The 16531-nt window shown below is 68.4% G+C and carries 16 protein-coding genes; 10 read left to right on the top strand and 6 right to left on the bottom strand.

Annotation, left to right across the window (positions count from 1 at the left end):
- Positions 1-54: 54 nt before the first annotated feature.
- Positions 55-480: a hypothetical protein gene (locus ABZ824_RS15920; RefSeq protein ID WP_356963821.1), complete on the top strand. Its 426-nt coding sequence runs from the start codon at positions 55-57 to the stop codon at positions 478-480.
- A 190-nt stretch (positions 481-670) separates the two neighbouring features.
- Here the strand turns inward: ABZ824_RS15920 and ABZ824_RS15925 are convergent, their stop codons facing one another.
- A complete protein-coding gene (locus tag ABZ824_RS15925; RefSeq protein ID WP_356963822.1) occupies positions 671-985 on the bottom strand; it encodes a hypothetical protein in 315 nt (104 codons plus the stop codon).
- Between the two features lie 214 nt (positions 986-1199).
- On the opposite strand from ABZ824_RS15925, the gene ABZ824_RS15930 reads away from it, so the two are divergent.
- Both ABZ824_RS15930 and ABZ824_RS15935 read left to right on the top strand, forming a co-directional pair.
- Positions 1200-2444, top strand: coding sequence for a helix-turn-helix transcriptional regulator (locus tag ABZ824_RS15930; protein WP_356963823.1), 1245 nt, complete (start codon positions 1200-1202; stop codon positions 2442-2444).
- A gap of 384 nt (positions 2445-2828) precedes the next feature.
- Positions 2829-3143 carry a hypothetical protein gene (locus ABZ824_RS15935; RefSeq protein ID WP_356963824.1) on the top strand — a complete coding sequence of 105 codons (315 nt, stop codon included), beginning with the start codon at positions 2829-2831 and terminating at the stop codon, positions 3141-3143.
- Positions 3144-3254: 111 nt separating this feature from the next.
- Here ABZ824_RS15935 and ABZ824_RS15940 read toward each other — a convergent pair whose 3' ends face one another.
- Positions 3255-4637, bottom strand: coding sequence for a DUF1731 domain-containing protein (locus tag ABZ824_RS15940; protein ID WP_356963825.1), 1383 nt, complete (start codon positions 4635-4637; stop codon positions 3255-3257).
- A 440-nt stretch (positions 4638-5077) separates the two neighbouring features.
- Positions 5078-6367 (bottom strand): M23 family metallopeptidase, encoded by a 1290-nt coding sequence (locus tag ABZ824_RS15945; protein ID WP_356963826.1) that lies wholly within the window; start codon positions 6365-6367, stop codon positions 5078-5080.
- Positions 6368-6904: 537 nt separating this feature from the next.
- On the opposite strand from ABZ824_RS15945, the gene sucC reads away from it, so the two are divergent.
- The 6 genes from sucC (at position 6905) to purH (ending at position 14370) form a co-directional block, all read left to right on the top strand.
- Entirely contained in the window at positions 6905-8071 is a 1167-nt protein-coding gene (gene sucC / locus ABZ824_RS15950) for an ADP-forming succinate--CoA ligase subunit beta (RefSeq protein ID WP_355074652.1), read from the top strand.
- Positions 8072-8097: 26 nt separating this feature from the next.
- Positions 8098-9012, top strand: coding sequence for a succinate--CoA ligase subunit alpha (sucD, locus tag ABZ824_RS15955; RefSeq protein WP_355074650.1), 915 nt, complete (start codon positions 8098-8100; stop codon positions 9010-9012).
- Positions 9013-9422: 410 nt separating this feature from the next.
- Positions 9423-10505: a DUF5336 domain-containing protein gene (locus ABZ824_RS15960; RefSeq protein ID WP_355074648.1), complete on the top strand. Its 1083-nt coding sequence runs from the start codon at positions 9423-9425 to the stop codon at positions 10503-10505.
- 92 nt (positions 10506-10597) lie between these two features.
- Positions 10598-12088 (top strand): DUF6350 family protein, encoded by a 1491-nt coding sequence (locus tag ABZ824_RS15965; protein ID WP_356963827.1) that lies wholly within the window; start codon positions 10598-10600, stop codon positions 12086-12088.
- Between the two features lie 87 nt (positions 12089-12175).
- Positions 12176-12802, top strand: coding sequence for a phosphoribosylglycinamide formyltransferase (gene purN, locus ABZ824_RS15970; RefSeq protein WP_356963828.1), 627 nt, complete (start codon positions 12176-12178; stop codon positions 12800-12802).
- Positions 12799-14370, top strand: coding sequence for a bifunctional phosphoribosylaminoimidazolecarboxamide formyltransferase/IMP cyclohydrolase (purH, locus tag ABZ824_RS15975; RefSeq protein WP_356963829.1), 1572 nt, complete (start codon positions 12799-12801; stop codon positions 14368-14370). Before purN ends, purH begins: the two co-directional genes overlap by 4 nt.
- Before the next feature lie 219 nt (positions 14371-14589).
- Here purH and ABZ824_RS15980 read toward each other — a convergent pair whose 3' ends face one another.
- Positions 14590-15051 (bottom strand): hypothetical protein, encoded by a 462-nt coding sequence (locus ABZ824_RS15980; RefSeq protein WP_356963830.1) that lies wholly within the window; start codon positions 15049-15051, stop codon positions 14590-14592.
- A gap of 212 nt (positions 15052-15263) precedes the next feature.
- Between ABZ824_RS15980 and ABZ824_RS15985 the strand changes: the two genes are divergently transcribed.
- Positions 15264-15848 carry a LysM peptidoglycan-binding domain-containing protein gene (locus ABZ824_RS15985; protein ID WP_355074638.1) on the top strand — a complete coding sequence of 195 codons (585 nt, stop codon included), beginning with the start codon at positions 15264-15266 and terminating at the stop codon, positions 15846-15848.
- Positions 15849-15936: 88 nt separating this feature from the next.
- Here the strand turns inward: ABZ824_RS15985 and rpsR are convergent, their stop codons facing one another.
- Positions 15937-16191 carry a 30S ribosomal protein S18 gene (rpsR, locus tag ABZ824_RS15990; protein ID WP_011211513.1) on the bottom strand — a complete coding sequence of 85 codons (255 nt, stop codon included), beginning with the start codon at positions 16189-16191 and terminating at the stop codon, positions 15937-15939.
- 34 nt (positions 16192-16225) lie between these two features.
- Entirely contained in the window at positions 16226-16531 is a 306-nt protein-coding gene (gene rpsN, locus ABZ824_RS15995; protein ID WP_355074636.1) for a 30S ribosomal protein S14, read from the bottom strand.

Below are 16531 nucleotides of genomic sequence, written 5' to 3' on the forward strand. Positions count from 1 at the left end.
GAGTGGGCCTTTCGACCCTGCCCTTGCCGGTGTCGCGCCGGTAGCGTCCGCGACGTGGATACGATCGCACAGCATCTCCTGTGGTTCCTGCCCATGCTCTGGCTCGGCATGGTGCTGGCCATCTCGTTCCTGGAGGCGCCGCTGAAATTCCGCGCCCCGGGGGTCACGCTGCCGCTGGGGCTCGGCATCGGCCGCCTCGTGTTCCGCGCGCTGAACACCGTGGAGGCCGTGCTCGCGGTGCTGCTGGTGCTCGCCGCAGTGATCGTCGGACCCGGCGCGGCGACGTGGGCGTGGCTGGGCGTCGCCGCGGCAGTGCTGGCCGTTCAAATCGTGGTGGTGCGCCCGCCGCTCTCACGCCGCTCCGATCGCGTGCTGGCAGGCGAGGAACTGCCGCGCTCCCACGCGCACTATTGGTACATCGGCCTGGAGGTCGTCAAGGTCGTCGCGTTGGTCGCCCTCGCGATCACGGCGGCGCCGTAGGCAACGCCGATCATCGACGGAGCAGATGCGTCGATTTCCGCCGCCGTAGCTCAGCCAGGGACTTCGCTTGTCGTCGCCGTGGTCCGGGCATTCCGTCCATACCGCGCTCCTCGTGGGATGAGCGGAGCGCGCACCAGTCAGCCGAAATTCGCCAGCCCGACAGCTCGGCACGACCCGCCTCGAGATCGTGTCAGCGCGGCTCTCGCGAGGTGTCCGGCTTCATACGCCCGGCGTCGATGAGCGTCTGCCGGGCCGCTGCCTTACGCGGGCATTGATCGGCTCGGCATGCCCTGTGCCGTTGCATGGTCTGATGCGCTTCCGGAACGCTCAACGGCGTTTCGGGAGCTTCGTGCGGCCAACCGGTAGGCCACAGCCCGGCGTCGGGCCGCTCGGCGCTGATCCGTTCGCGTTCGCGTGCGGCGCGCCACTCGGCGGCTACGCGATCGATGATCGCTTGCGCTGACATGTCGTCTTGCTCGCCGTCTCGCCACCAGTTGAACCCCATCGCGTTCACCCCTGCTGTTCTCGTTCGTCATGTGGACGCACGCCACCCGGCGGGGTGGTGGTCACCGCGGAGCCGCTCACAGCTCGCGATGCGTCCGTTCGGAACGAGGGACGCGCCCGCCGGGTGGGTGCGGCTGCCAGCGTCGCGCGAAAAACTTCGCTCTGGACTGGGAAAATGGCTACAGCGCGTCTACCGATCCGCATACGATCCACGCATGGGGACGGACGGGGGATTTGCTCCTGACATCGGGGAACGTCTGCGAGCAGCCAGGCAGGCGGCGGGGCTCTCACTGGCCGAACTGGCTGCCCGCATACCGTTCTCGCGCAGCTACCTGGGGCATGTGGAGACCGGAACGCGCGCCGCCTCGGCTGATGTGGTCGCCGCCTACCTGCGCGCATGCGGCGAAATGACATGTGACCCTGTCACACTGGTCAGTATGTTGGGCCGAGCGGACGTCGACCGGCGGTCGTTCCTGCGCACATCCGTCTACAGCGCCGCGCTATCCGCGACAGCGCTGGTGTCACAGTCCGATGTGGCCCGGTTGATGCGCATCGACGAATCCGCGCACGTAGGCATGCCGGAAGTCCGTGCCGTCCAGGGAATCACGGATGCCTTCTTGCGCATGGACGAAGTCAAGGGCGGCGGCATCGGCCGAACCGCCGTCGCGGAGTTCCTGAGCACCGACGTCGCGTCCCTGCTGCGATCGCGGTTCGCCGATTCGACGGTCCGTTCCGCCGCCTTCAGCGCCGCCGCCGAATTGGCATACTTGGCCGGTTTCAAAGCGCACGACGCCGGGGCGGACGGTATCGCGCAGCGGTATTTCCTGTCGGCGTTGCGTCTGGCGGAGGAAAGCCAGATGCCCGGCCAAGACGCATGGGTGCTGCGCATCCTCGCCATGCAAGGAACCGATATCGGCCAGCCTCACTTCAGTCCCGCCCTCGCCGAAGCGGCCGTAACTCGGGACGGCGGCCAACTCGGACCGGATGCGACAGCGTTGCTCACTATCGCTGTCGCCCGCTGTCACGCCGAAACCGGCGACCACGGCAGAGCGCTGGCTGCCCTGCGGACCGCTGAACCACACGTAACTCCTGACCTGACCAGCGAACAACCCCGCTGGGTGTCGATGTGGTGCCCGAACAAGGGCACGGTCGTGGACCAGGTCGCAAAGACGTTCCTTGCTCTGGGTGACCTCGCCAATGCTGAACGTTATTGCGAACTCGCCACCGGCATCTGGGATCGCGAGACTCATGCCCGCGTGTGGGCGCTCAGCGCTGCCGAAACCGGGTTGCTGCACTGGAAACGCGGCAAGCACACCGATGCCGTCGACATGTGGCGCTCCGCCTTTCCCGCGTTGCACGCCGTCGATTCCGCCCGTACCACTACTGCCTTGTGCAAGATTCGCCGCACGGCCCCCGAACTATTCGAGGACACAGCCCCCACCGGCACCCCCGCATTGTGAGCCCGGTGCCGCCGCGCCGACATCGCAAAGGTTATGTGAAAGGTCGCTCCGGAATTGCTCGCCAGCACGGCAACGTGACAGCGCACAGGACGTTGCTAGCGGCCCGTTGCTCAACGCTCTCCAGCCCAGACCAGTGGCCGTGAACTCCGCCCGGATGGGTTCGGCGCACGTCGGCATGCCGGACTGGGTGCGGCACCCAGATCGGCCGCGCCAGTAAATCGGGTGACGGCTTGCTCGTATGGTCGTAGCCTTCGCGACGTAGCCCGCTTGTACCGTCGAGGACGCCTGATGATCAGCGAAACGATTCCCATGTGGACCTCCCAGCGCACAATGGTCCCCCTGCGCGATTTGCTCGAGTTGTTCCCGCCGAACAACTGGCGGTGGGTGGTCGAGGAGTTCGACGGGACGTTCGGTCGATTGTCCACCGGAATCACTCGTCCCGCCTGGGCACAGTTCCACGAGATGGTGTCCGCCGGTGCAGTGGCATTCGATTGGGATGGAATCCAACAGTTCGCGGACGGTGTTGATCAGATGATCGATGGCCGGATTGTCGCGACCGATGAGAACCACACCACTGTGGTTCAGTTGGACGCGTTCGACAGCACCGAATACGAAATCGTCATCGATCCGGGCTGGGGCGGAGCGGCTGCGTTCGTTTCCGCTGTCCGGTCCAAGTGGGCTCCCCGGGACGCATCGTAGGCGAGCAGTCCGGAGGCTCCGACGCTGCGTAGACGTGAGCGATACGGTCCGTACTTCCCTGGCGTGGACCATCCTGCCGGAGAGGCCGCATGACCGGTCCGTTTCGCGGTGTCAATGCGGCAGCAGGTCTGTCGACGCCTTGTCGAGGGTGGGATAACGGAAGGTGAAGCCTGCCTTCCGCAGTACCTCCGACGTGGCGTGACGGCCGGTCAGACCGAGGGCCGGATCGGAGCGCAGGAGGAGCGCGCCTAGCTTCAGCACGAATTCCGGGGTCGGCGGCGCGGGCGGCCGGTGCAGGCGCTTGCGGAGGATGCGCATCAGCTCGCGGTTGCGAACCGGTGTATCGGTGGCGGCTACCAGGATTCCGTTCGGCAGTTCGAGCGCCGGATCGAGGCCGAGTGCGGCGCGAACGATCGCGAGCCAGTCCTCGATGTGGATCCAGCTGAACCATTGTTGGCCGGGCCCGACTCGACCGCCGAGCCCGGCTCTGGTGAGTTGAGTGAGACGTTTCAGGGCGGGCGCCTGTGAGTCGAGCACGATCGAGGTGCGCAGAATCGTCCAGTGCGCTGCGCGGGCGGAGTCGAAGGCGCGCTCCCACGGTTCGGCGACGCCGGTCATCTGCGGCAGCCCGATCGGCAGGGGAGTGCTTTCGGTGCAATGGGTTTCGCCCGCATCGGACCAGATCGCGGTAGTGCTCGCCTGCACCCAGTAGTCGATCGGCGCGTCCAGCGTCGCGGCGGCGGCAACCAGAGCGCGGGTGGAATCCACTCGGCTGGCCCGTAATTCGGCGATGTTCTCCGGTGTCGGTCGGCAGTCGACCAGCTTCCCGGCGAGGTTGACGATCGCGGTCCGTCCTGGATTACGGAGTGCCGCAACCCATTCGCCGACCGACTTGCCGTCCCACTCCGCTTGATCGAACGGCAGCTGGGGATCGCGACGGCGGGTGAGTATGACGGCGCGATGCCCACGACAGGTGAGGTCGGCGGCGACATGCCTGCCCAGCCCGCCGGTGCCGCCCGGAATGATCACCGTGAGCGCGTCGGCGGCGGGCTCGAGTCCGGCCGAGCGGGCCAAGCGGGCGAAACACACCCGCACATCGGTTTCCAGGAACGCGGCGTCGAGCAGCCGGGCCATACCGGCCGACGCGCCGAGGAAGGTCAACCGCTGGGTGATTTCGGTGCCGCCGTCGCGCGGCGTCAGGGTCCAGGTCAGCCGCATCCGCCCGAGCGGTTCGGGTTGCTCGATCCGCAGCTCCCGTTCCGGCCGGACAGCGGCGACGATGAACGGCAGCACGGCGCGCCCGTGCAAAGCGCGGTGCGCCTGCCCCTGCGGCACATAGCTTCCCGTACTGCCCACTGCGACCGGACTGTCCAGCCGCACCGACGCGATCCCCGGGTTCCATTCCGGCCATCGCGGCGGATCGGCGAGTACCTCCCAGATCCGTTCAGCAGGCAACGCGATGAATTGTGTGTACGTCGTTGTACGTCGTGCCATGGGCTCGACGCTAATCCGATGTCTGCCACGGGGGAATCGTGTGCATCGTCATGTACCGCGACACACCTCGACTCAACGAGAATGCGCTGGCCAGGCTGCGCGGGCGAAGTCTCGCGCCACAGGGGGTCGCGTCGGGCCATTGCGGATTCGCGACTTGCAATTACCGAACGGATGAGGCGACCGCGCACGAGGCGAAGTTTCGCACCCGAAGCCGGGCCGCACGCCCGCGTTCATGGTGAGCAGCCCGCTGCGATGGGCGAGCACGGGCTGGCCGGACTGCTGCGAGCAGCTATGCGCTGTAACCGGTTTCGCACCTGCGCTCATTGTGCGCCAACACAGCGGAGGAGCGTACATCCACCTCTGGCGTGTGCGATCCATGGTCCGCCTGGGTCGCGGCCAGCCGACTGGGAAGGCGCGTCAGGCACGCGTCGAGGCGTCGCTCAGTCGCGCTGCGGGCCGAGGCTGATGCCACGGGTGGCCAGCCAGGGCAGCGGGTCGACCTTGTCGGTGCCGTTCAACCAGACCTCGAAGTGGCAGTGCGGGCCGGTGGAGAACCCGCGGTTGCCGATCGTGGCGATCTGGTCACCGGCGAGCACACGCTGGCCCGCCGACACCGTGGCGGTGTCGATGTGGCCGTAGATGGTGACGGTGCCGTCGTCGTGCAGCAGGCGGACCCACATGCCGAAGCCCGACGCGGGACCGGCCTCGATCACGGTGGCGTCGGCGACGGCGTAGATCGGGGTGCCGATCGGGCCCGCGATGTCGATGCCGAGGTGTTGCACGCCCCAGCGGGCGCCGAAGCCGGAGGTGAAAGTGCCCGCGGCGAACCTGGTGAACAGCGGCCGAAGCTTCGAGGCCTCCTGGGCGGCGAGGTCCTCGGCGTACTTCTGGCCCTTTTGCAGGATGTCGTTGAACTGATCGAGGTTGGCCGGCGCGGAGACGCTCAGCACCTGCGGTGAGTCCGGCGCCGCCGTCGGATCGGCCACGTTCATCGACTGCGCGGCGATCTCGTGGATCTGTCCGGCGGCTTCGTAGTCGACCGCCTGCGAGGGCTGGTCGGGCGAGGCGAACGCGGCCTGTCCGGCCGCTACGACAGCGCCAGCGGCGACGGCCGCCACCGCGGCGCGTCCCTTGAGCGCGGCGGGCGGCGCGGCCACCCGGTGCGCGCCACCGCGCTTGTTCGTGGCACGGCGCCCCGGGATGACGGTCGGAAGAGCACGTGCGCCCGGCTCCTCGTCGGACTCGGGTTCGGGCTCGGCGGTCTCGGTCGCCCAGGACTCCTCGGGAGCCCAGCAGCCGGTGTCGGACACCCAGGCTCGCTCGTCGGGCGCCCAGGTCTCCTCTTCGGCCCATGCCTCGCCGGAATTCCACGCCTGGCCGGAGTTCCAGGACTCGCCGGAGTTCCATGCCGCACCATCGGACCAGGCCTCTTGCTGGGCCCAATCTTGTTGCGGCCAGGCGTTGTTCGTGGCCCAGGAGTTGTCGGAGGCCGCGTTCGCGTGGGCCGGCTGGTCGTAGCCCCCGTCGTGGACGGGCGACTCGGTCTCGAAGCCGTATCCGGCGCCGGCGGCCTGCAAGTCGTACTCGCCCTGCGGAGCCTCGTACCCGGCGTAGTGCGGGTCGAACGATGGCTCGGCGTAGCTCGCCGGGGCGAAGGACTCGTCGTCGGGGCGGTAACGATGTCCCGTCCGCGAGCGATCAGTGGGAGCGAAGGTGGAACTGTGGTTCATCGGCGGTGCCACATCGTGAAGCTGGTGGAACTCGAAAGCCGCTTGACCAGCGGCGTCGATCGGTCGAATGCGGAGCGGCTCTCCGTCTGCGGAGCGCTGTGCTGCGTCAAAGCTTGCCGTCCTCCTAGTCGTGACCGTGTTGTGACATCGACCGCATTGACGGTAACGAAACGATTGAGCCGCGACAAGCGGTGCGCCGCTTCCGTAACAAACATGTGAGATTCATCACGCTTAGCCCGCGGAATATCTCACTGCGGTATGGGCACCCCTGAGAGGTCGTTCAACGACAAGTTGTAGTAGATTCCGGCGCGCTCCCGGGTTCCGTCCTCTACCTGGCGCGGTGCCAGCAACCTACTCGCCAGTAGTGTTGGCCAGCGGTTTTGCCGCTCCGAACGACGCCGGGTGACCTGCGCCACTTAGGATGAACGTGGCCGATTGGCCCTCCATGTGACTGGTTAGAGTCCGACCCGACCCGCTTCCGACGTCGGGCCGCCAACAAAGACGTTGTCATCACAACGCAGACGAGACGGTGAGTACATGGATCTCTTCGAATATCAGGCGAAGGAGCTCTTCGTTAAGCACGGAGTGCCTTCGTCCGAGGGCCGCGTCACGGACACGGCCGAGGACGCCCGCGCCATCGCGGAGGAAATCGGCAAGCCGGTGATGATCAAGGCCCAGGTGAAGGCCGGTGGCCGTGGCAAGGCCGGTGGCGTCAAGTACGCCGCGACCCCGGACGACGCGCTCACGCACGCGCAGAACATCATCGGCCTGGACATCAAGGGCCACATCACCAAGAAGATCCTGGTGGCCGAGGCCAAGGACATCGCGGAGGAGTACTACATCTCCTTCCTGCTGGACCGGGCCAACCGGACCTACCTGGCCATGTGCTCGGTCGAGGGCGGCATGGAGATCGAAGAAGTCGCCGCGACCAAGCCGGAGCGGCTGGCGAAGGTTCCGGTCGACGCGGTCAAGGGCGTCGACCTGGCGTTCGCGCGCTCGATCGCCGAGCAGGGCCACCTGCCCGCCGACGTGCTGGACGCCGCGGCCGTGACCATCCAGAAGCTGTGGGAGGTGTTCGTCGCGGAGGACGCCACCCTGGTCGAGGTCAACCCGCTGGTGCGCACCCCGCAGGACGAGATCCTCGCGCTGGACGGCAAGGTCACCCTCGACGAGAACGCCGGATTCCGCCACCCGGAGCACGAGGCGTTCGCGGACAAGGACGCGACCGACCCGCTCGAGCTCAAGGCCAAGGAGAACGACCTCAACTACGTCAAGCTCGACGGCGAGGTCGGCATCATCGGCAACGGCGCAGGCCTGGTCATGTCCACCCTGGACGTCGTCGCCTACGCGGGCGAGGGCCACGGCGGCGTGAAGCCGGCCAACTTCCTGGACATCGGCGGCGGCGCCTCGGCCGAGGTGATGGCAGCGGGTCTGGACGTCATCCTGAACGACAGCCAGGTCAAGAGCGTGTTCGTCAACGTGTTCGGCGGCATCACCGCGTGTGACGCGGTCGCCAACGGCATCGTGAAGGCGCTGGAGATCCTGGGCGACGAGGCCAACAAGCCGCTGGTCGTCCGCCTGGACGGCAACCGCGTCGAGGAGGGCCGCAAGATCCTGGCCGACGCCGACCACCCGCTGGTGACGCTGGCGCAGACAATGGACGAAGGCGCCGACAAGGCCGCCGAACTGGCAGCCGCCCGATAACGACGGCCGAGTAAGGACGAAAAGAAATGTCTATCTTCCTGAACAAGGACTCCAAGGTCATCGTCCAGGGCATCACCGGCGGCGAGGGCACCAAGCACACCGCGCTGATGCTGAAGGCGGGCACCCAGATCGTCGGCGGTGTGAACGCGCGCAAGGCGGGCACCACCGTCGCGCACACCGACAAGGACGGCAACGCGGTCGAGCTGCCGGTGTTCGGCACCGTCGCCGAGGCCATCAAGGAGACCGGCGCCGACGTGTCCATCGCGTTCGTGCCGCCGAAGTTCGCCAAGGACGCCATCATCGAGGCCATCGACGCGGAGATCCCGCTGCTGGTGGTCATCACCGAGGGCATCCCGGTGCAGGACACCGCCTACGCGTGGGCCTACAACGTGGAGAAGGGCGGCAAGACCCGGATTATCGGCCCGAACTGCCCCGGCATCATCACCCCCGGCGAGTCGCTGGTCGGCATCACCCCGGCCAACATCACCGGCAAGGGCCCGATCGGCCTGGTGTCCAAGTCGGGCACGCTGACCTACCAGATGATGTACGAGCTGCGCGACTTCGGCTTCTCGACCTCCATCGGCATCGGCGGCGACCCGGTCATCGGCACCACCCACATCGACGCCATCGAGGCGTTCGAGAAGGACCCGGAGACCAAGCTGATCGTGATGATCGGCGAGATCGGCGGCGACGCCGAGGAGCGGGCCGCGGCCTACATCAAGGCCAACGTCACCAAGCCGGTCGTCGGCTACGTGGCAGGCTTCACCGCCCCCGAGGGCAAGACGATGGGCCACGCGGGCGCCATCGTGTCCGGCTCGTCGGGCACCGCCCAGGCGAAGAAGGACGCGCTGGAGGCCGCGGGCGTGAAGGTCGGCAAGACGCCGTCCGAGACCGCCGCGCTGGCTCGCGAGATCCTGGAGAAGGCCAGCATCAGCGCCTGATCTCCGCGCCGTGCACGAAGGCCGCCTCCGAATTCGGGGGGCGGCCTTCGTCATGTGTGGCGGGGGCTCAGGCTTGGGCAGAAGCCGAGCGTCCGGTCCAGCCACTCGCGGTTCTCCTCGCTATCCATCACGAGGCAGCCGGGCGGATGGTTCATCTCGTTGTCACCGGGAATTCCCCGCTATTGAGAATCCGTGTGGTGTGAAAAGCGCCATCGCGGGCAACAGTTTCAAGGAGCGGTAGGTGGTCTCGCTAGGAGCTTCGCGCCGGACACCGCCGCGACCTGCCGTGATGCGGGCGAATCCGCTCGCCGCGGCCGTCGCGGCGGGATGACCTCGGCGAGGGAGTGCAGTAGCGTCAGAAGTAATCCAGCCGTGAAGACCATGTACGACTCGATTTAGGAGACGACGACATGTCCTACCCGACCGGGGGCTCTGGGTACAACACACCCTCGCCCTCAGCGCCATCCAGCCAGAGTTCGGCCGCGGGTGGTGCCACTTCAGGTTCGAGCGCTACCGGTTCCGATGCCAAAGGTCTGCCGTTCTTCCTGGTGGTCGGCGTAGCGGCGCTCGGCGTGATCAACTTCCTGCTCGGCTTCCTGCCGTTCCTGGGCAGGAAGCCGATCGATATCGGCGGCCGCACGGTCAGCACGACGGAGACGGCCAACCTCTTCGAGGTCGCGTCCGGCTCGCCGCTGCTCGGCCTGCTGCTGCTCGGCGGTCTGCTCGCCGGACTGTCGCTGCTGCCCAAGCAGAACTGGACCGGTGCGGCCGCGGCGGCTTCGACCGCCGGCTTCGTCGCGTTGCTGTTCCAGTCGTTCAACTTCGGTTCGGGCAGCGAGCTGAAGGTCGGTGCGTTCGTCCTGCTCGTGCTGTCCTTCGTGCAGGCAGCGGTGGCGATCGCCGCGACGCTGTTCGAGGTGGGCATCCTCAAGGCGCCCGCGCCGCGCCCCGCTGCCGCGCCGAGCGGGTTCGGTCAGGGCGGCTACGGCCAGCAGCCGTCGTACGGACCGGGGCAGCAGTCCTACGGGCAGCCGGGTCAGCAGCCCGGCTACGGCGCGAGCCCCTACGGGCAAGCCGGGTACGGCGCGCAGTCCGCGCCGCCGCAGTTCCCGTCCCAGCAGGGGCAGCCGTCGCCTTACGGGCAGAGCCAGCCGAGCTACGGGCAGAGCCAGCAGGGCCAGGCGTACGGACAGCCGCAGTCGCCTTACGGCCAGAGCCAGCCGACCACGGCCTACGGCGCGCCCCAGCAGCCGGGTTCGCCGTACGGCGCGCAGCCGCGCCCCGACGAGAGCGTGACTCAGCACTTCGGCGGCCAGCAGCAGTCCGGTCAGCAGTCGCCCTACGGTTCCCCGAGCTACGGCCAGCAGCAGGCGCAGACCAGCCAGCCGAGCCAGCCGAGCCAGCAGAGCGGTCCGTTCGGCGGCGAGCAGAGCGGCGACCCGTCCTCGGACGCCACCCAGGCATTCCGTCCTTCGGACGACAAGAACAAGTAGAGAACTCAGCGGCGTCCTCCCCGGTGCGGCGATCGCGTGCCTGCGGCGCGCCTGACCCGTTCGCGCCGGGGAGGATGCCACGCTGAAATGCCATGAGCTCCTCCAGAAACTCCTCGGCCCGCCGGATCGGCGGGCCGCGCTCGTCGCAGCCGCACCCCGACGCGGACGAAGCCGGGTTTCTGTCCCTCACCCCGGAGCGGTCCAGGGTGCTCATCGCCGTAGCGGGCCGCCCGTCCGCCTTCGGGCTGACCACCCTCGTCGTCCTCGTGCTCGCCACGCTCCTGGCGGCGGGCAGCGATCTGGACGGCGCCTCCGGCGCGATCGCCGCCTCCTGGTTGGGCGTGCACCAGGTTCCGCTGGTGATCGGCAAGACCTCGCTCGGCTTGCTTCCGCTGTTGCCCACCGCCCTGCTGGTCTGGCTGGCCGCGCGGGAATGCGCGCGCGCCGTGGAGCCGCAATGCACTCGAGCGGATCTCGGGTGGATCGTCGGCGCCGCGGTGGGCGGTCCGCTGCTGGTCACCATCGTCTGCCTCGCGGTCACCGAAGACGCTTCCGGTGTCATCGCGCTGCAACCGCCGAACACCCTCGCCGCCTTCGTGTGGGTCGCCGCGTTGTATCTGCTCGCCGCCGCCATCGGCATCGCCGTCCGTCTCCGGCGCGAGCTGTTCGTGCTGCTGCGGCTGCCCGATTGGGCGGTCTCCGGCCTCTACGGCGCGGGCCGGTCCGTCCTGCGCCTGCTGGGTTGCGCGAGCGCTGTGGTGGTGGTTTCGTTCCTCGCCCACGTTTCGCGGCTCGGCGACATGTATCAGTCGGCGGGCAATGTCGGCGGCGTCCTCGGCCTGACGCTGCTCTCGCTGGCGTATCTGCCGAACCTGGTGATCCACACCGTCGGTGTGCTGGTCGGTTCCAGCGCGCAGATCGGCGTCGCCTCGTTCGGGGTGTTCTCCGTCGTCGGCGGACCGATACCGGCGTTTCCGTTGCTCGCGGCGGTGCCGACCGGTCCGGCGGCGGGTTGGTGGCCGGTGGTGCTGCTGATCCCCGCGGCGGTCGGCGTGCTCGGCGGGCTGGACATCGCGCGCACTTCCACCGACCGGATCGGCGCGCCGTGGGCCACGCTCGTCTCCGCCGCGCTCGCCGCGCTCGCGCTGACCGTGGCGGGCGCGGTCGCGGGCGGCGAACTCGGCGAGGTGGGCCGGGTCGGCCTGCACCTGCCGATCTTCGCCTCGGTCACGTTCGCCTGGCTGGCGATCCCCGGCTACGCGGGCCTGGTGTTCGCCCGCTGGTTCCTCGTGCCGGTCGGCGTCCCACCGGCGGACTACACCGATCCGTACGACGATTACCCTGACGACGACGCCGACTACGCCGACTACTACGAGACCGACGACGGCTACTACGAGGACGACGACTACTACGACGACTACGACCGGCCCGAGCTGGAGGCCCCGCTGGACGCCGAACTCGTCGACGAGCCGCCCGCGATCGAGACCATCGGTCGGTCTCACGACCACGCCGCGGGCGACATCGTCGACGCCGAAGTGGTCGAGGCGGACCTGCCGGATAGTGACCGGGTGGACGGTCGTTAGGCTCTAACCCGGCGGTGCCGCATCCGTCCGCTATCCGATCGATCAGGGAGTAGAGCGCTGACGTCCCCGTATGCCTCGTGGAAGCCCGTGACGACGCCGGCCACCGTCGTCGTCCTGGCGTCGGGCACCGGTTCGCTGCTGCACGCCCTGCTGGACGCCGCGGCCGCGCCCGGCTATCCGGCGAAGGTCGTCGCGGTCGGCGTCGACCGGCTGTGCGCGGCCACCACCCATGCGGACGCCGCGGGCGTACCGCATTTCCGGGTGGCGCTGAAGGACTTTCCGGACCGCGCCGCGTGGGATGCCGAGCTCACCGAGGCGGTCGCCGAGCACCAGCCGGATCTGGTGGTGTCGGCGGGCTTCATGAAGTTGCTCGGTCCCGCTTTCCTGGACCGGTTCGGCGGACGGATCATCAACACCCACCCCGCCCTGCTGCCCGCGTTCCCCGGCGCGCACGGCGTGCGGGACGCGCTCGCCTACGGTGCGCGGGTCACCGGCTGCACCGTGCACCTGGTCGACGAGGGCGTGGACACCGGGCCGATCCTGGCGCAGGAGGCGGTGCCGGTGCTGCCGGGTGACGACGAGGCCACCCTGCACGAGCGCATCAAGATCGTCGAGCGACGGTTGCTGGCGGAGGTCGTCGCCGCCGTCGCGACGCGAGGCATTGTCTCCGATGGACGAAAGGCAGTTATCCCAGATGAGCGAGTTCTCCGGTGAGTGAACGCAAGCCGATCAGCAGGGCGCTGGTGAGCGTCTACGACAAGACGGGTCTCGTGGAGCTCGCGACCGGTCTGCACGCGGCGGGCATCGAGCTGGTCTCGACCGGGTCCACCGCGGGCAGGATCGCGGGCGCGGGCATACCGGTGACCAAGGTCGAGGACCTGACCGGGTTCCCGGAGACCCTCGACGGCCGGGTCAAAACCCTGCACCCGCGGGTGCACGCGGGCATCCTGGCGGACTCGCGCAAGCAGGAGCACGTCGATCAGCTGGTCGAGCTCGGTGTCGAGGCGTTCCAGCTGGTGGTGGTTAACCTCTACCCGTTCACGCAGACCGTGGCCAGTGGTGCGACGCCGGACGAGTGCGTGGAGCAGATCGATATCGGTGGCCCGTCCATGGTGCGCGCCGCGGCGAAGAACCACCCGTCGGTGGCGGTGGTCGTGGACAGCGGCGACTACGACGACGTGCTGGCCGCGGTGAAGTCCGGCGGCTTCACCTTGGCCGAACGCACAGCTCTGGCGGCCAAGGCTTTCCAGCACACCGCGAGTTATGACGTTGCGGTCGCGAGCTGGATGACCAACGTGCTGAGCGCGGGCGACACGGCCGAGGACACGGCGGTCCGGTTCCCCGAGTGGCTCGGCGGCACCTGGGAGCGGTCGGCGGTGCTGCGTTACGGCGAGAACCCGCATCAGTCCGCGGCCCTGTACACCAACGGCGACGGCAGCCCTGGGCTGGCGCAGGCGCGGCAGTTGCACGGCAAGGAGATGTCGTACAACAACTACGTCGACGCCGACGCGGCCTGGCGCGCCGCCTACGACCACGAGGCTCCGGCCGTGGCGATCATCAAGCACGCCAACCCGTGCGGCATCGCGCTCGGCGCCGACATCGCGGAGGCGCACCGCAAGGCGCACGCCTGCGATCCGGTGAGCGCGTACGGCGGGGTGATCGCGGCGAACCGCGAGGTCACCGTGGAACTGGCCGAGCAGGTCGCCGAGATCTTCACCGAGGTGATCGTCGCGCCGTCCTACGCCGACGGCGCGGTGGAGGTGTTGCAGCGCAAGAAGAACGTGCGCATCCTCGTGGCCGAGCCGCCGACGCGCGCGGGCGCCGAACTGCGTCCGATCAGCGGCGGCGCCCTGCTGCAACAGCGTGACGTGCTGGACGCGCCGGGCGACGACCCGGCTCATTGGACCTTGGCCGCCGGCGAGGCCGCCGACGCGGAAACGCTCGCCGATCTGGCGTTCGCCTGGCGCGCTTGCCGGGCCGTGAAGTCGAACGCCATTCTGCTCGCGCACGACGGCGCTTCGGTCGGTGTCGGCATGGGCCAGGTCAACCGCGTGGACGCGGTGGGTCTCGCGGTCCAGCGGGCCGGGGACCGGGCCAAGGGGTCGGTGGCGGCCTCCGACGCCTATTTCCCGTTCCCGGACGGTCCGCAGACCTTGATCGCGGCCGGTGTCCGCGCCATCGTGCAGCCCGGCGGTTCGGTGCGCGACCGGGAGACCATCGACGTCGCCCGCGAGGCGGGCGTCACCCTCTATCTCACCGGGGCCCGCCACTTCGCCCACTGAGTTCGATGGTTCCGCGACGCCGCGTCGGATCGAGGATCCGGCGCGGCGTTCTTCGTTCGATTCCCGCCCGTATCGCGCGGTCGGGCAAGGGTTTCGGTGGTCCCCTCCGAGAACTGTGCTCGGGCGCATCAGGAGTCGTGCGAGGCGGCCCGTCGCAAGCCGGCAGCTATTCGGTTACGAGTGAACAGTGCGGGACCAGCCTGTCGTGCGCACCGAGCGCTAGACCGCGCTGAGCACCGTGCGGTTTCCGAGTGGCTCTTTCAGCGGTACCTCCAGGGTGCCGAAGATCGCGATCATCGCGCACATCCGGCCCACCGCCTCGGCGCGGCTGCCGGAGCGCAGTTCGACCGTGACCGTCGACGCGGTCTCGGTGACCGTGGCATCCACGCCGTAGCACTCCGGCGAACCGGTTTCGAAGTTCACGGCTATCTTGTTGTCTCCCAATCGTGTCCACGATTGGAATGGGATCGGATGCGCGCCGACGATGGACGGGTCGGCGGTGAATTCGTTGCCCTGGTTCCCGCGCGGGTCCTCGGTGGGCGTGCGCGCCGCCGCGCTCGAAGAGGCGCTCGTGCTCGGCGTTTTCCCTTCGTCGTCCGAGCCGCCGCAGCCCGCGGCGGCAAGACAGGCGAGCACTACGGCGACAGCTGTGGCGGCGCGTCCGGCCTGGATCCGATCCATACCGACACCCTAGTCCCGGCGTCGGTTCACCTACCGCACAGCGGGTGCGTCGTGCACTGGGACGAACCCCACAGTGAACGTTCCGCGAACCCTGCGCGTAATAGCTCCCAAAGTCGTTCGGGGGCAGTAAGTTCTGCGGAGATGCGCGCCGGAGCCGTTGCGGCGCTCATCATGTCGGATGCTCTACCAGCTATTTCCGGAAAGGAAGTATCGTGGTCGACACGCTGCGCGTAGGCGAAGAACTCGGGCGAGGGCAGTCCCTCCAGGGCGGGGCTTACACCCTCACCCTCCAGGACGACGGCAATCTAGTGCTGTCCGAGCCGGGCGGGAATGTCGTGTGGGCCACCCAGACGCACGACCAAGGCGTGGAGCGGGCCGTGCTGCAGCACGACGGCAACTTCGTCCTCTACAAGAGCGACGGCGCGGTCTGGGCGACGGAGACCAACGACCAGGCCGCCGATCGGCTGGTCGTGCAAGCGGATCGCAATGTCGTGCTGTACGGCACCGACGGCAGCGCGCTGTGGGCTTCCGGCACCGACACCGACACTCCGCTGCCCGCCCCGGAGCCGGAAGCGGAACCGGTGCAAGAGCAGGTCGCGACTCCCGCCGCCGAGGAGGTGCCGCCTCCGCCGCCCGCGCCGGAGCCGCGCACCTACACCGTCGAGCCGGGCGACACCCTGTGGGCCATCGCCGAGCGTTTCTACGGCGACGGCAACCGCTACCAGGAGATCGCGGACGCCAGTGGCATCCCGAACCCGGACGCGATCAACCCCGGCCAGGTCCTGACCATCCCGTGACCCGGCCGGTTCGGTAGCGACGACGACAAAGACCCCCGGTGCTCGCGCATCGGGGGTCTTTCCGGTTCGCTCGTGTCGCGGAGTGCGCCTAGCGGCTGGTGAACGGCAGCAGCGCCATCTCACGGGCGTTCTTCACCGCGACGGCGACCTGGCGCTGCTGCTGCGGGGTGAGCCCGGTGACCCGGCGGCTGCGGATCTTGCCGCGATCGGAGATGAACGTACGCAGCAGGTTCACGTCTTTGTAGTCGACCGTCTCGATGCCGGCGGCGATGAGCGGGTTCTTCTTCGGACGGCGGGCCTGCTCTGCGCGAACCTTCTTCGACGGTGCTCGCTTGACTGCCATATGACGAGTTCCTTCTCACGAGATCAGTGGTTGTCTACCAGCTCGATTTGTGCACACCGGGCAACTCGCCCCGGTGGGCCATCTCGCGCACACGCACACGGGAGAGTCCGAACTTCCGGAGGTGACCGCGCGGTCGTCCGTCGGCGGCGTCCCGATTGCGCAATCGTACCGGACTGGCGTCGCGCGGCTGCCGCCGCAGTTCGGCCTGGGCGGCCGTGCGTTCGGCCTCCGGTGTACCCGGCTTCCGGATGAGCTCCTTGAGTTCGGCGCGGCGGCCCGCGTATCGCGCCACGATCGTCCTGCGCTGCTGATCGCGCGCGATCTTCGACTTCTTGGCCAT

Source organism: Nocardia sp. NPDC047038, from assembly GCF_040644075.1.
GTDB lineage: Bacteria > Actinomycetota > Actinomycetes > Mycobacteriales > Mycobacteriaceae > Nocardia > Nocardia sichangensis.